The 14,665-nt window shown below is 39.3% G+C and carries 16 protein-coding genes; 8 read left to right on the plus strand and 8 right to left on the minus strand.

Going from position 1 to position 14,665, the window contains the following annotated elements:
• Positions 1–116: 116 nt before the first annotated feature.
• On the plus strand, positions 117–1,289 hold the full coding sequence (locus ACIQCO_RS20025) for an MFS transporter (RefSeq protein WP_400431609.1): 1,173 nt from the start codon (positions 117–119) through the stop codon (positions 1,287–1,289).
• A gap of 77 nt (positions 1,290–1,366) precedes the next feature.
• On the plus strand, positions 1,367–1,705 hold the full coding sequence (locus ACIQCO_RS20030; protein ID WP_400431612.1) for a hypothetical protein: 339 nt from the start codon (positions 1,367–1,369) through the stop codon (positions 1,703–1,705).
• A gap of 71 nt (positions 1,706–1,776) precedes the next feature.
• On the opposite strand, the gene ACIQCO_RS20035 is transcribed toward ACIQCO_RS20030, so the two are convergent.
• Positions 1,777–2,481, minus strand: a complete 705-nt coding sequence (locus tag ACIQCO_RS20035; RefSeq protein ID WP_400431614.1) for a DUF421 domain-containing protein — start codon at positions 2,479–2,481, stop codon at positions 1,777–1,779.
• Positions 2,482–2,680: 199 nt separating this feature from the next.
• Between ACIQCO_RS20035 and ACIQCO_RS20040 the strand changes: the two genes are divergently transcribed.
• Entirely contained in the window at positions 2,681–3,019 is a 339-nt protein-coding gene (locus ACIQCO_RS20040) for a YmaF family protein (protein WP_400431617.1), read from the plus strand.
• Between the two features lie 153 nt (positions 3,020–3,172).
• On the opposite strand, the gene ACIQCO_RS20045 is transcribed toward ACIQCO_RS20040, so the two are convergent.
• From ACIQCO_RS20045 to ACIQCO_RS20060, 4 genes are all read right to left on the minus strand, one after another.
• A complete protein-coding gene (locus ACIQCO_RS20045; RefSeq protein WP_400431620.1) occupies positions 3,173–5,308 on the minus strand; it encodes a heavy metal translocating P-type ATPase in 2,136 nt (711 codons plus the stop codon).
• Complete coding sequence (locus ACIQCO_RS20050) at positions 5,301–5,669, minus strand: ArsR/SmtB family transcription factor (protein ID WP_400431623.1); 369 nt, start codon at positions 5,667–5,669, stop codon at positions 5,301–5,303. Before ACIQCO_RS20050 ends, ACIQCO_RS20045 begins: the two co-directional genes overlap by 8 nt.
• 143 nt (positions 5,670–5,812) lie before the next feature.
• Entirely contained in the window at positions 5,813–7,102 is a 1,290-nt protein-coding gene (locus tag ACIQCO_RS20055; protein WP_400431626.1) for a hemolysin family protein, read from the minus strand.
• 107 nt (positions 7,103–7,209) lie between these two features.
• Positions 7,210–7,623, minus strand: coding sequence for a MerR family transcriptional regulator (locus ACIQCO_RS20060; RefSeq protein WP_400431629.1), 414 nt, complete (start codon positions 7,621–7,623; stop codon positions 7,210–7,212).
• Positions 7,624–7,776: 153 nt separating this feature from the next.
• Here ACIQCO_RS20060 and ACIQCO_RS20065 point away from each other — a divergent pair, with 153 nt between their 5' ends.
• On the plus strand, positions 7,777–9,123 hold the full coding sequence (locus ACIQCO_RS20065; RefSeq protein ID WP_400431631.1) for a D-serine ammonia-lyase: 1,347 nt from the start codon (positions 7,777–7,779) through the stop codon (positions 9,121–9,123).
• 124 nt (positions 9,124–9,247) lie between these two features.
• Here ACIQCO_RS20065 and ACIQCO_RS20070 read toward each other — a convergent pair whose 3' ends face one another.
• From ACIQCO_RS20070 to ACIQCO_RS20080, 3 genes are all read right to left on the minus strand, one after another.
• Positions 9,248–9,445 (minus strand): hypothetical protein, encoded by a 198-nt coding sequence (locus tag ACIQCO_RS20070; RefSeq protein WP_400431633.1) that lies wholly within the window; start codon positions 9,443–9,445, stop codon positions 9,248–9,250.
• A gap of 150 nt (positions 9,446–9,595) precedes the next feature.
• Positions 9,596–9,781, minus strand: a complete 186-nt coding sequence (locus ACIQCO_RS20075; RefSeq protein WP_400431635.1) for a hypothetical protein — start codon at positions 9,779–9,781, stop codon at positions 9,596–9,598.
• A 27-nt stretch (positions 9,782–9,808) separates the two neighbouring features.
• A complete protein-coding gene (locus tag ACIQCO_RS20080; RefSeq protein ID WP_400431637.1) occupies positions 9,809–10,168 on the minus strand; it encodes a hypothetical protein in 360 nt (119 codons plus the stop codon).
• A gap of 315 nt (positions 10,169–10,483) precedes the next feature.
• Here ACIQCO_RS20080 and ACIQCO_RS20085 point away from each other — a divergent pair, with 315 nt between their 5' ends.
• The 4 genes from ACIQCO_RS20085 to ACIQCO_RS20100 all read left to right on the plus strand — a co-directional run bounded on the left by ACIQCO_RS20085 (position 10,484) and on the right by ACIQCO_RS20100 (position 14,642).
• The gene (locus ACIQCO_RS20085; protein ID WP_400431639.1) at positions 10,484–11,554 is read left to right on the plus strand and encodes a CotH kinase family protein; all 1,071 of its coding nucleotides are present in this window, start codon (positions 10,484–10,486) and stop codon (positions 11,552–11,554) included.
• A 156-nt stretch (positions 11,555–11,710) separates the two neighbouring features.
• Positions 11,711–12,229, plus strand: a complete 519-nt coding sequence (locus ACIQCO_RS20090; protein WP_400431641.1) for a hypothetical protein — start codon at positions 11,711–11,713, stop codon at positions 12,227–12,229.
• Positions 12,230–12,288: 59 nt separating this feature from the next.
• The gene (locus tag ACIQCO_RS20095) at positions 12,289–13,779 is read left to right on the plus strand and encodes a hypothetical protein (RefSeq protein WP_400431643.1); all 1,491 of its coding nucleotides are present in this window, start codon (positions 12,289–12,291) and stop codon (positions 13,777–13,779) included.
• 194 nt (positions 13,780–13,973) lie between these two features.
• Entirely contained in the window at positions 13,974–14,642 is a 669-nt protein-coding gene (locus tag ACIQCO_RS20100; RefSeq protein WP_400431645.1) for a DUF2642 domain-containing protein, read from the plus strand.
• The last annotated feature ends 23 nt before the right edge of the window (positions 14,643–14,665 follow it).

The following is a 14,665-nucleotide window of genomic DNA, read 5'->3' on the forward strand; positions in this document are numbered from 1 at the left end:
TGGTTTCGCTGCATACTAACGTCAAGATAGGTAAAAATTGATTCGAACGATTATTTCAATTATCCTATAATAGGACAGAAATGATTTTTTTTAATCATCTAGGGAGTGAGAATCCATTGCAAACAAAATCTGCTTTACCGATTTTATTTGTGGTAATGTTTTTGGTTATGGTTGGTTTCGGAATTATTATTCCAGTATTACCTTTTTACGCCGAGGCAATTGGGGCAAATCCCACTGAACTCGGATTGTTAATGGCAGTTTATTCACTGATGCAGCTTATTTTTGCACCAATATGGGGTCAGGTTTCCGACCGCATCGGACGGAAGCCAGTGATGATGATCGGGATATTCGGTCTCGGTTTATCTTTCCTCATCCAAGCTCTCTCAACTGAGCTATGGATGTTATTTGCAGCCAGAATTCTGGGCGGTATTCTTTCATCTGCAAATATGCCAACCGCAATGGCATATGTTGCTGACATCACAACGGAAGAAAATCGCGGGAAAGGAATGGGAATTGTCGGTGCTGCCACAGGTTTAGGGTTTGTGTTCGGACCGGCGATCGGCGGTATTTTTTCGAAATTCAGCTTAAGTATGCCTTTTTATCTTGCAAGTGGATCATCCTTTATCACCTTGATCCTAGTATTTATTCTGTTAAAGGAATCAAAACAAAAAAAAGGTCCTGCCTCAAAGGAAAAAACATCCATCTGGAAGGCCTTCAATGGAGCTGTGTCAGTGCTGTTTTTCGTACAGTTATTAATTTCGTTATCCCTCTCAGGTTTAGAGGCAACTTTTGCTTATTTTGCCGCTAAAAAAGCAGGGTTAGACGCAATCCAGCTTGGATACATTTTCATGATCATGGGTTTTGGGAGTGCAATGGTTCAAGGTGGCTTGGTCGGCAGATTAACAAAAAAATACGGGGAAAGTGCAGTCATACAAGGCGGCATGATTATTTCAGCCATAGGATTCGGTTCAATCTTGCTTGTACATAGTTTTACAACTGCTGCGATTTATTTAACTATTTTTGGGCTCGGTAACGGAGTGATCCGCCCAAGCGTCTCTTCCCTGCTGACAAAGACGTCCACAGCAGGGCATGGAAGCTCTACCGGACTTTTATCATCCTTTGATTCATTAGGCCGCATTATCGGTCCGCCGCTAGGGGGCTGGCTGTTTTCAATGGCGGCAGGTCTGCCTTATATTTCAGGAGCCATTATCACAATCGTTGCCTTTCTGTTATTTGTCGTCTTCCGCCCACAGCTGAATACGGCAAAAGCAACTAATGTACAAAACTAAATTTTTTAGGCATATGGCTTCATCGGACATGCATAAAATGGATACAGGATAATTCTATAAAAGGAGCCCTGTATATCATGAAAATAAAAACCTTTACAAGTGTTGCTTTTCTTTTGGTGACCTTAGCGGCAGCTGCCTACTTGGATTCACCTTACTCATTTTTCAATAAAAACTATGCCTATTCATCCGTTCAGCCTGCCATGGTCCAACCCGTTGCTGTTGAGCCATCAAGTGATATTCCAGAATTGGAAGAAAAATTAGAGAAACTTGAAAGAGTAGATGGCTATATCGTAGAAACATATGGGGAATATGAAGTATATAAGGACAAGGATGGAAATGTTATAAAAAGTGAATCGACAGGAAAAACAGATAGCATAAGATATTGGGATTATAGCAAAAAGACCGCTGACGATTAAATCGATTAGCGGTCTTTTTGCTATTATTCCTCCTAAACTGTTCATTCATATAATCAATTATACAGGTTATGCTACCCCTTCCCTGGCTTGTAGTAATACGGATCATTTTTATGTTCTTTCATTTCATAATTATCGATAAAAACTTTTTGATTTTCTAAAAAAGTAGCTAACGTAATTGTTTCTACCTTTTCCCCGGCTTTTTCCACCTCATTAAATAACCAGCTCCGGTCTAGTTGAAGATATTTTAAATTATAATCAAGAATTTGCCCATCCATGATCAATGGAATAGGTATATATTCTTTCTTTACATTTAAGTTTAAATCATTCGGCTGGATTGGCCGGTAATCTGACTTAGGGATCACGCTTATACTCCCTGTATCTTCCATTACAGCCATTTCAATATTTTGACTATCCGTGTACCCTTTTACTCTTAATTGTGATAATAGCTCATTAATCGTCATCCGGACCTTTTTCAGCCCTTTTCTATCAATATCACCGTTACGAATCAATACTGTCGGACTATCATAAAGAATCCATCTTAATTTATTATATAAAGATAAACGTACAAAGATTTTATATAAAATGACTATGATAGCAGCGTACGTTAACGATTTTCCAATATGATTGACTTCCACAGGCGTACTGATGATATTGGTCAGTACGTAGATATATAATAAGTCAAATGAATGCATTTCGCCTACAGCCTTTTTTCCAGTCACCCGTAAAAACAAATAGCCCATAATAAAAACGATGAAAGCACGGTAAAATATTTCCAATCTTCCTTCTCCCCTAAAATTCTTCTGCTTACCGATCTGATAATTTGAACGTAAGTTATCGTTAGTATTCTATGGTTCAAATATTTCTATACGAAGAGAATTAACGACCACCATATTTTTATAAAATAATTGAATTATTCACTGAGGACGTTGCGTATATTTAATTAATCATGATAGTAAATAGGAAAGGATGATTTAAGTGGCGAAAATAGGAAAGGATGATTTTGTAAATGGATTTGTTCCCCACCATAACCATGGGTCAGTTGATTATACAGGACTAAGTTTAAATCATGTTCATCAATGCTTGGATGTTACATCACCACCTATTCAAACCCAAGATGGAGGTCATATCCATTATACTGAAGGATATGTTTTGTTTGAGGATGGTCATACCCACCATTATAAAGCATACTCCGGACCGGCGATTCCAGTTGGAAATGGAATGCACGTTCATTACTATGATTTCCATACTACAGAAGATGCTGGACATAGTCATCACGTTAAAGGGGTTGATCACCCAGCTCCCGGAACGAAGTAACCAAATAAGCACAGAAGGAGAGAAATAACCACCAACCACTAGATACCGATTAGGAATCGATGAAGAGAATAAGAAGGTGCGAGTAATCGCGCCTTCTTATGATTTAAACCATTATTCATAGTTATTCTCATCCACATTTTGAAGCCCAATATATTATTTATCTTTTACACGGAGCAGTCGTAATCCATTTAATGTGACAATAAGTGTGGCACCCATATCCGCAAAGATGGCAATCCATAGTGTTAACCATCCTGGAATGACTAGTAAAAGCGCCAAAAGTTTAATGCCTAGTGAGAAGGTGATATTTTGTTTGATAATAAATAAGGCTTTTCTGCTTAGTTTTAACGTGAATGGAAGTTTACTTAGGTCATCGGCCATTAAAGCAATATCCGCTGTCTCTAACGCGGTATCTGTTCCTGCATCGCCCATAGCAATCCCTATACTTGATGCAGCTAGAGCAGGAGCATCATTCACACCGTCACCGACCATTGCAACATGGTCATATTTGTTTCGTAAATTTTTAATAAATGTTAATTTATCCTGAGGTAATAGGTCTGCCTGAATATCAGAAACTCCTATCTGCTTACCAATTGCATTGGCAGTCCCTGAATTATCACCCGTAAGCATGATTGTTTTTTGAATCCCTAATGAATGAAGTTTCTCGATAACAGTCTTACTGTTCCCCCTCACTTCATCAGCAACTGCAAGTAGTGCCAGTATTTCAGCTGCCGTACCAGCCGCCATAACGGTTTTCCCATTATTCTGCAGTTCAGTAATCCTTGCTTTTAGGCTCGCCGAAATCCCATCCGGTAAGATTTCATCGAATAAATTTGGACTGCCGACATAATACATTTTATCATTGACTCTGCCTTTGACTCCTTTACCTGTAATGGAAGAGAAGTCAGCTATTTTAATGTCTTTGTATGGTACGTTTTCCTGCTTTGCTTTTTTGATTATCGCCGAAGCCAAGGGGTGCTGTGATCCATTTTCTAATGCAGCTATGATAGCTAGCAGTTCATTCACATTTTTATTGGTTTGGAGAAGATAATCCGTTACAACTGGAATTCCTTCCGTCAAAGTTCCTGTTTTATCAAAGGCAATCGCTTTAATTGCACCCATTTCTTCTAAATGGATACCGCCCTTGATTAAAACCCCATTTCGTGCAGCATTACCAATTGCAGTCACAATCGAAACAGGAGTCGAAATGACAAGTGCGCATGGACAGCCAACCACTAATACAGCCAGCCCTTGATAAATCCATTTATTCCAATCCCCATCAAATAATAACGGTGGGAGCACTGCTACTAACAGGGAAATAAACATAATAACGGGTGTATAATATTTGGCAAAGCGATCGACAAATGCTTGGGATGGAGCCCTTTCAGCTTGAGCTTCTTCGACAAGATGAATGATTTTGGCAATCGTGGTATCGTCCACATGTTTGGTAACCTTCACTTCAAGAAGTCCTTCATCATTTAAGGTGCCAGCAAAAACCTCATCATCAATCGTTTTCGACACGGGGACAGATTCACCCGTGATGGCTGCCTGATTAACTGCGGATATTCCTTTTACTACGATACCGTCCATGGCGATTTTCTGTCCAGGTTTTACGATTAAGATGTCACCGATTTGAATTTCGTTCACTTCTACCGAAATTTCTTCGTTGTTCCTTCGAATTAAGGCCTCTTTAGGTGCAATATCCATTAACGAGCGAATCGATTGCCGTGCTTTATCCATTGAGTAGGATTCTAGTACCTCACTAATGGCAAACAAGATGACAACTGTTGCTCCTTCTCCCCACTCTCCAATGATGGCTGCTCCTATAACGGCGATGGTCATCAGGGTTCTCATATCAAATTCTAAACGGAATAAATTTTTTAGTCCGGTGATAAAAAGACGATAACCGCCTATTAAAATGGCTGCCCCATACGCAAGAATCGCAAAGAAACTCTCTTCTCCGTTCAAGTGTCCGGCATACCAGCCAATAAGCAAGAAAACAAATGATGCTATGACGGTTGAATATTTTTTCAAGAAAGGTTCTTTTTTCTCTTCAAATCGTTGTTTATCAGGAATGACTTTGATATTCTCAAAAGCCCCTGCCTTCTCTAATTCTGCTATGGTTGTTTCACCATAAACGGTAAGTTTGGAAGCACCGAAATTTATACTTGCATTAGAAACACCATCCAGGTGTTTTACGTTCGTTTCGAACTTTGCCGCACAGCTAGCTCAGGTGAATCCCTGTACCCGATAGACGGTTTTTTCATTTGGTTGTTCTAACGCGTTACTCATGGGAGGCCACCTCCTTTTGATGCTCAAATGCGATTTGAATAAGTTGTTTAACATGGTCATCGTCAAGAGCGTAGAAAACCAATTTGCCCTCCTTGCGATATTTCGCTAACCCTAAATTTCGCAGCAGCCGTAAATGATGGGAAGCAGTAGCAGTCGTACTTCCTACGATATTAGCTACATCACATACACATAATTCATCTTCAACGCTTAAGGCGTAAGCGATTTTAATTCTAGTGTCATCAGATAACGCTTTAAATATTTGTGAAACAGCCATTGTATTTTGCTGGGAAACCGATTCTTTTACGCGTTTAACTTTATCCTCATCAACGCAGGTTATTTCACATATATCATCATGTTTCATCTAGTTCACCGCCCATTATTCAAATGTCTGTTTGATTATTAGTATATGTTTTATTGTTAAAATGGTCAAATATTTATTTGCAAATGAAAAAGCGGTAACACCTTATAAAGTGTACCGCTTTTTTTAAAATGTATAAATTTCCTTTAAGCACAGGATTCCTGCTTGATTGTTTTGACAATCTCTAAAGACTTAATATGATAGCCATCGACTTCAAGAACTTTAAACTCATAATCCTTGTAGCTAATGGTATCGCCTTCTGATACTTCCATTTTTTCCGAGAGAATCCAGCCGCCGATTGTATCGATATCAGATTCGTCTATGTCTAATCCTAACAAATCATTGATTTCATTAATGAGGACTTTTCCATCAACTATTGTTGTATTTGGACTTATTTTATTTATATCTGGGACTTCATCAGCATCAAATTCATCGCGAATTTCACCGACAATCTCTTCCAAGATATCTTCTACCGTTACTAACCCGGCGGTTCCTCCATACTCATCAATTAAAATGGCCATATGAAGCCGGTCTTTTTGCATCTTGACTAACAAATCGTGGATTGGAATGGTTTCAATGACTTGGATGACGGGACGAACATATTCCTCTATAGAAGTTTCAACATTCTTTCCTTTAATATACTCAGTAAATACTTCCTTCATATTGACCATTCCAACGATGTTATCTTTTTCGCCATCGATGACTGGGTACCGCGTATAGTTTTCTTCCGTCACGATTTTCAGACATTCATCTAACGATTGTGAGATATCAAAAGCGACAATTTCAGTTCTTGGCACCATAATTTCCTTGGCATTTCGATCATCGAATTCAAAAATATTATTCACGTATTTATATTCAGATTGATTAATTTCACCGCTTTTATAGCTTTCAGATATAATGATTTGAAGCTCCTCTTCTGAGTGTGCCGTTTCGTGTTCTGAAGCGGGCTTCAAACCGAATAGTCCAGTAATCATGCGGGCAGAGCCATTTAATGACTTGATAAAAGGATACATGATTTTATAAAATAGCATCATTGGTCTGGCGAAAATTAACGTGATTGTTTCAGCCTTTTGAATGGCAAACGTTTTCGGTGCCAGCTCACCCACTACGACGTGAATGAAGGTTACCGAAGCAAACGCCAGGATAAATGATGTTATACTAGAAACTGATTCCGGCATGTTTAATTTAACCAATAGCGGATGCAGGATATGTTCCACTGTTGGTTCGCCCAGCCAGCCTAGACCTAATGCTGTAACGGTAATCCCTAATTGACAAGCAGATAAATATTCATCAAGATTTGTAACAATTGTTTTAGCCACGGCTGCATTTTTGCTGCCTTCTGCAACTAGCTGATCAATTCGCGTGCTGCGAATTTTAACAATAGCAAATTCGTATGATACGAAAAACGCTGTAAAAGCAATTAAGATTGCTATCATTAGCAAATTAAAAATGATCAATAGTCTCCTTACTTAAAAATTTCAAGTAAGGAATACACCTCCCGTTTTTTTCCAAGTTAGTTTATTATTTTCGAGCATATATTTTTTTATTTAAAAATTAAATATAAAGTTTGTGCCAATGTAAGTCCTTGCGACGATAATTTGCTTACCAGTTGTTCTTTTTGCTGCTTGTTCAATTTTTGTAGAATAGGTTGCATCGCCTTTAATTCCTCTTTTAAATGCTCCATAATCAGCGCAATTTGTTCAAAATGTTGCTCGACCTTTTGATTGTCGATACTATTTTCTGAGTGAATCATTTCAATGGAAGACTTGATTTCCTCAAGCGGCATCTTAAGATTCTTGTAATGTTCTACCAGCTCTAAAATCTGAATCGTCTCACGCCCATACAATCGATAATTAGAATCCGTTCTAATCGGGTTAAGTAAGCCCATTTGGGTGTAGTAATCAATTGTCCTTTTAGAGATATTCATTAACTTTGCTATTTCACCAATTCGATACAACTTCCCAATGGACTTCCCCCTTTTCTGTTTTTCTATTAAAATACTATAACATAATATTAACCGTACAGTCAACGTGCCGGTTTTTGGGGTAAGTTAGCTAAGCTGTATTTATGATAAACTGAATATATCCTGATACGGTTGGAGGATTATATGATGGAAAAAACTGATATTCACTTATGGCTAGAGAATCAAAAACTCCCTTTGCTGGAAAAGCTCCTATCCTTGGAAGAAGTATTTTGGATCAATCCAAAACTTGAAAAATTCCTGAATGGAATCGAAAAATCTCCGCTTTCCGAAAAGGATGTGGCAGGTGCTGAGGATAGGTTAAAACGGTTTGCCCCCTATATTGCTAAGGTTTTTCCTGAGACCAGCGTTTCAAAGGGCATTATAGAATCTCCCTTGTTGAAGATTCCGACGATGAAAGAAAAATTGGAGCAAGATTTCGGTGGACCTATATTGGGTGAGTTCCTGTTAAAATGTGATAGTCATCTCCCTATTTCAGGCTCGATTAAAGCAAGGGGCGGCATTTATGAAATCCTAAAGCATGCAGAAGAACTGGCATTGGAAAACCAATTGTTATCCATTCATGATGATTATTCAGTTTTAGCCAGCGAAAAGTTCCGCACCTTCTTTTCTCACTATTCAATTGCCGTAGGCTCCACAGGAAATTTGGGCTTAAGTATTGGCATAATCAGTGCAAAGTTAGGGTTTAAGGTAACCGTCCATATGTCCGCTGATGCAAAGCAATGGAAAAAGGACTTGCTTCGAAGCCAAAATGTCCATGTAATCGAGTATGACGCAGATTACAGTAAAGCTGTTGAGGAAGGCAGAATTCAAGCTGAAGCAGACCCTAGTTGTTATTTCGTGGATGATGAAAATTCCCGTGATTTATTTTTAGGGTATGCAGTGGCGGCTTTACGATTAAAAAGTCAATTAGAAGAATTAGCGATTACTGTTGATGAAAATCATCCATTGTTCGTTTACCTTCCTTGTGGTGTCGGCGGCGGCCCTGGAGGAGTAGCATTTGGGTTGAAATTAATGTTCCAGGACCACGTCCACTGCTTCTTTGCCGAACCGACCCACTCACCGTGTATGTTACTCGGCTTAATGACGGGACTTCATGAGCAAATTTCGGTCCAAGATCTTGGTATTGATAATATCACCGACGCAGATGGCCTTGCTGTCGGAAGACCATCCGGATTTGTCGGCAGAACCGTGGAACCATTTTTAAGCGGAAATTACACAGTCAGTGATGCTTGTTTGTATAAATTGTTAAAGGACCTCGTGGATACAGAGGATATTCATTTAGAACCTTCTGCACTGGCGGGATTGATTGGGCCGGTTAAATTAGCTAAAGAGGGAACCGATTATTTACAAAAGTGTGATTTAGTGAACAAAGCGGGTAATGGTACCCATATTGCCTGGGCGACGGGCGGGAGCATGGTTCCGAAAGCATTAATGGATCAATATTATCAAAAAGGAATAGTGAACAGCCAGTAATGATCTTGAATCTTGCTTTTATTTTTCCTTGTATTCCTAATATTTATAAAAATTAGAACAGGACTCATCGCTTGATGAATCCTGTGTAATATCTGACTTACAAAGATGAGACCTTTCTTGCCTTTTAATCTACGTTTGCCTCGGCTTCCGCGTGAACCTCGGCTGCCTCTTGTTCCGCGGCTGCCTCTACTTCCACGTGAGCCCTATCTTCCTCTTGATCCACGGCTTCCTCTGCTCCCACGTGAGCCACGGTTTCCTCTTGATCCACGGCTGCCTCGGCTTCCACGTGAACCACGGCTGCCTCGGCTTCCACGTGAGCCACGGTTTCCTCTTGATCCACGGCTTCCTCTTGATCCACGTGATCCTCGGCTTCCTCTTGATCTACGACTGCCTCGGCTTCCATGTGATCCTCGGCTTCCTCTTGATCCACGTGATCCTCGGCTTCCTCTTGAGCCCCGGCTGCCTCGGCTTCCTAGTGGACCCCTTGACCCGCGGCTTCCTCTACTTCCGCGTGAGCCTCCTCGGCTGCCTCTTGACCCGCGGCTTCCTCTGCTCCCGCTTGAGCCCCGGCTGCCTCTTGACCCGCGGCTTCCTCTGCTCCCGCTTGAGCCCCGGCTTCCCCTTGACCCGCGGCTTCCTCTACTTCCGTGTGAGCCACGGCTTCCTCTTGTTCTGCGGCTGCGTCTTAATCTGCGTCTTCCTCTTGATCTGCGTCTTCCTCTTGATCTGCGTATGCCTTTACTTCCACGTGAGCCTCTGCTCCCTCTTGACCCGCGGCTGCCTCGGCTTCCACGTGAGCCTCTGCTGCCTCTTGATCCACGGCTGCCTCGGCTTCCACGTGTGCCCCGGCTGCCTCTTGATCCACGGCTGCCTCTGCTTCCACGTGTGCCCCGGCTGCCTCTTGATCCCCGGCTGCCTCTGCTTCCGCGTGAGCCCTCGCTTCCTCTTGATCCGAGGCTTCCTCTGCTTCCACGTGAGCCCGCACTTCCTCTTGATCCGCGGCTTCCTCTGCTTCCGCGTGAGCCCGCACTTCCTCTTGATCCACGGCTTCCTCTCTTACCCTTTTTCCCTTTACTGCCCTTTTTTCCTAGTTTGAACTCAACCGGATTATTATCTAAAAATCCGACAACACCATTTTCTTGTGCTTGTGATAGCAATTCTTCCATGACGATTCTCATTGCCATTCTCCACCACTTTCCCCAAATTTTATACTCATTGATAATCTATGGGAATAAAGTGGATTTTGATATAGACATCCATTTATTTTTTTTGAATTTAACACCAAAGACCAAGATACGGAACCATTAATAATTAGCGAGCATACAATTCTAAAAAACATGTATAATTAGGAGTAAATAAATTGCAAAAATATGAAATTTTTATTAATCCTAAGCACCTAAACCAACTGGATAAAGACATTTGGATGGATAAACATGTACCTGCCGTACTTAAAATAGGCAGCAGTCAATACACAATTGGACTATCTTACCGAGGGAATGTAATTAGAAAGAAGAGAAAGAAATCCTATAATATCGTTTTTCAAAAACCATTTACAGTAAATGGTGCACATGAAATCCACCTAAATGCAGAATTCAATGATATAACGCTCTGCCGGAATAAACTCTCACTTGATTTCTTTGACAAGATTGGGGTTACCGCTCCCCACTCGAAACATATTATTCTATATATAAATGGCTTTTGTAAAGGGATTTACTTAGAGCTCGAATCCTTCGATCAATATCTTTTAGAAAAAAGAAAATTGCCGTTAGGGCCAATCATTTATGCCACCAATTATCATGCAAATTTCTCCTTATTAACTCCAGAAAATGAACTGAAAACGAGCTTGGATGACGGTTACACACTAAAATATGGTGATGAAAAAGACCTTTCAAAGTTAGAAAACCTTATCGCCATGACAAACACCTTAAGCAATGAGGAATTTGAAAAGCAAATACCTATTATTCTTGATGTCAATCAATATTTAACGTGGCTGGCAGGAGTAGTTTGTACGCAAAATTTCGATGGCTTTATCCATAATTATGCCCTTTACCAAAATAGTGAAACCGGAGTTTTCGAGATTACACCATGGGACTATGATGGGACCTGGGGCCGCGACCTTCACGGACTGCCGCTTGACTATGATTTTGTACCGGTAACGGGCTATAATACCCTGACAGGCAGATTGCTGTTTTTTCCACAGTTTAAAAAAACCTATCTCGATATTTTATCCTCGATTTTAGATTACCAATTTACGGTTGAAACGCAAACAGAGAGGATTGATGAGCTTTTTCAAACAATAATGCCGTACATTCACCTAGATTCATGTATTAAAGCAAGCCCGGAAATATTAAAGCAGGAGAAGGAATTTATCATCCATTTCATCCAGAAAAGGAATACGTATCTCAAACAACAAGTGGTTATTCTCCAATAAGGAACGAAGTATATGGTTAAATATCATATACTTTTTTTTGCCTATTTTTTACCTATTATTCGAAAAAAAGGCGGCTTTATTAGTACAACATCACCCCGTGATACATATAGATGCAGTGTAAATGTTTATTTAAATAAAAGGAGGAAACTATGGGTTATGAATAAAGAAGTAATGAACCTTCATGTTGGCAAAACAATCAGGGTGGATCGGGGGGGCCCAGAATCCAGGCAAGGAAAATTACTGGCCGTTTTTGATGATTATTTCGTCCTTCTAACTGAAAGGGATGGAGTTGTTTATTACAAAACAAATCATGTCAAAAGTGTTACCGAGAGTTCAAAGGACTTAATGAAATTAGGATTAGAAATTCCCAAAAACTTTGATTTTAAAACCGGAGATAATTTCCATAAATTATTAGAAAGTATCAAATATCAATGGGTAAGAATTAATCGCGGAAACACGGAAGCCCTTGAAGGCGTCCTTAATGATGTAAATAAAGATTTTGCTTCTTTAATTGTGAAGGAAGAAGTCGTCCGTTATTCGATGAAGCACATTCGAAACATCAGCTATGGCTTGATGGTAGAGAAACAAAAAAATGACTCTGATGACAGTGATAATAATCAAAACAATGAGGATAATGATCAAAATTCTGAAGATAACAACGATAATAACGAGTAACCAAAATGTCGCTTCTCCACTAGAGAAGCGACCCATTATCTCTTAAGGAGGGTAAATACATGGGGTTAGAAAGATTTTCAGCTGCATTGGATTTATTAAAGGGCTTCAATGTAAATCTTTATGTAGGTGAAGACGTATTTAAAGGAAAACTGATTGGTGTGGAAACAGACCATGTGGTTTTAGAGACCGAAAATAAATACATTTTCTATTATAACATCGATAAAATCCAAGCGATTACAAAAAACACAAGACTGTTCCAGACCGAGGAAACCACTGCAGAATTTCAAAAGACGCAGAGCTTAACAGAACTTCTTAAATCATTTCAACATTCCTGGGTAAGTATCCTTAGTGTTAATAAACAAAAGTTTAGCGGCGTATTAAGTGACATTGATTCCGATTTTGTCACATTAATTAATGGTGAAGAGCGAATTTTAATCAAATTATCGCATGTCTCAAACATTTTAAAAGGATTTGTTAAAGAAGAAAAACCCGCCAAACCGAAAGCGCCAAAGAGAAGTGCACAAAAAAATAACGAAACAAACGAACAAGGAACCATTTCCGCACAAAAGTCAGAGAATAAAAAGGAAACAAAATCAACGTTAACAATGAATGAAGCCAGCAATTCCTCGGAAAAGAATCAAAAGGCTTCGACTCACAAAGAACAGCCTGAAATGCAGGAAGCAGCTGCTCCAATTGCTGAAATTAATGAGATTGCCGAACCCAACAATTCAATGGTTTGGTCACAACCGATAAAAACGGAAACTCCTATAATCGAAACAAAGGTTGAAGTCCCAGCCCTTAACAGTAGTAATCAACAGAAGTCTGAAGAAGTAAATACTCCAACTACCAATAAAGTGATTCGAACAGAGGCAAAGATTGAAGCTCAAAAGATGAGCAAAGCGAAACTGAGCGAGCAGCCGAAAGAAATGAAACCTGTAAAGGAAACCTCACCAATTAAAACGGAAACGACAACTGCATCAGTTTTACCGGAGTCAAAAAAGGAAGTAAAATCTGCAAAAGTTCAAGAAACAGCAAATGTTTCTAAACCGGTTATTTCAGAAAAAGCTGTTCCAAATAAAACTGAACATAAAACAAGAGAGGCTAGTACAAATAAAAAGAATACCAAGACAGAAGTGACTAGTTCAAATATAAAGAATACTAAGGCAGAAGTGACTAGTACAAATAAAAAGGATACTAAGACAGAAGTGACTAGTACAAATAAAAAGGATACTAAGGCAGAAGTGACTAGTACAAATAAAAAGGATACTAGAACAGAAGTGACTAGTCCAAATAAAAAGAATCCTTGGACAGACGTGACAAGTGCAAATAAAAAGGATACTAGAACAGACGTGACAAGTCCAAATAAAGGAGATTCTTGGACAGACGTGACAAGTGCAAATAAAAAGGATACTAGGATAGAAGGGGTACAAAAACAGCAAGAATCGAGGAATTTCCGTTTTGCCGGTGAACCCGTTTCCCGTGAAAATAGCAGGGCTGCTTTCCCATTTGCAGGCTGGCCAAACAGAAGCAAAAGAACATTTAGATTTTAGCTATAGTCACTTTAAGAAATGATAAAAAAATTACAGTTCCCTTCAATCTTACTTCCCGTCTTATGGCAGCACTCCAAAGAATTCTTACAAATATGAGCTGGGCAGGTGTCAGCATTCTTAAATCGTAAATGAACTTGGTTCCTAAAGCCCTCTCTATTTGTAAATTGGTAAAACCCAGGAAAGGATGTGAGTTAATGAATTTGAAAAATATTAGAGGAAGATATATTAAAGTAGAGATTTCAGGAAAGAAATTTATCAGCGGGTTATTAGTGGACATTGGCAGTGATTTATGGGTAATTTTCAATGGGTATGATTATCTTTATATTCCAATTGTTCATATACAAAACTGGCAATTTTTAAAGCAAGATGAAATTGATGAGATTAATTTCAATGACGAACCAACACCGATTTATAATCATAATGAAGAAATTTCATTACGGAAAACTCTTACCTCCGCAAAGGGGATTTTTACAGAAATCTATGTAACAAGTAACCAAGCACTTCATGGTTATATTATTAGCATCATGAACAATTACTTTGTCTTTTACTCCCCTATATACAAGACCATGTTTATCTCGCTGAACCATCTTAAATGGCTAATCCCATATACCAATAATCAACGGCCTTACGGTCTAAGCAACGCAAGTCTGCCTGTTAACCCGAGCAGCATATCATTTGCACGCTCCTTTGAAGTACAAATTGAAAAGTTAGTGGGAGAATTAATCGTCTTTAATATTGGCGAAAACGAGAATGTGATTGGCAAAATTCAGGGAATCAAGAATAACTTTGTGGAATTAATTAGTGCGAAAGAGGATCCGGTTTATTTAAATCTACAACATATTAAAACCGTTCATATGACTTAATTGGCCATGTCCTATGGCTGATT

It is taken from the genome of Neobacillus sp. NPDC093127 (assembly GCF_044754175.1).
Classification (GTDB): domain Bacteria; phylum Bacillota; class Bacilli; order Bacillales; family Cytobacillaceae; genus Neobacillus.

Excerpts from the sequence above, each read along its gene's own strand:
- ACIQCO_RS20030 (WP_400431612.1), top strand. The coding sequence starts at position 1,367 with ATGAAAATAAAAACCTTTACAAGTGTTGCTTTTCTTTTGGTGACCTTA.
- ACIQCO_RS20050 (WP_400431623.1), bottom strand. The coding sequence starts at position 5,669 with ATGAAACATGATGATATATGTGAAATAACCTGCGTTGATGAGGATAAA.
- ACIQCO_RS20055 (WP_400431626.1), bottom strand. The coding sequence starts at position 7,102 with ATGATAGCAATCTTAATTGCTTTTACAGCGTTTTTCGTATCATACGAA.
- ACIQCO_RS20100 (WP_400431645.1), top strand. The coding sequence starts at position 13,974 with ATGAATTTGAAAAATATTAGAGGAAGATATATTAAAGTAGAGATTTCA.
- ACIQCO_RS20090 (WP_400431641.1), top strand. The coding sequence starts at position 11,711 with ATGAATAAAGAAGTAATGAACCTTCATGTTGGCAAAACAATCAGGGTG.
- ACIQCO_RS20065 (WP_400431631.1), top strand. The coding sequence starts at position 7,777 with ATGGAAAAAACTGATATTCACTTATGGCTAGAGAATCAAAAACTCCCT.
- ACIQCO_RS20095 (WP_400431643.1), top strand. The coding sequence starts at position 12,289 with ATGGGGTTAGAAAGATTTTCAGCTGCATTGGATTTATTAAAGGGCTTC.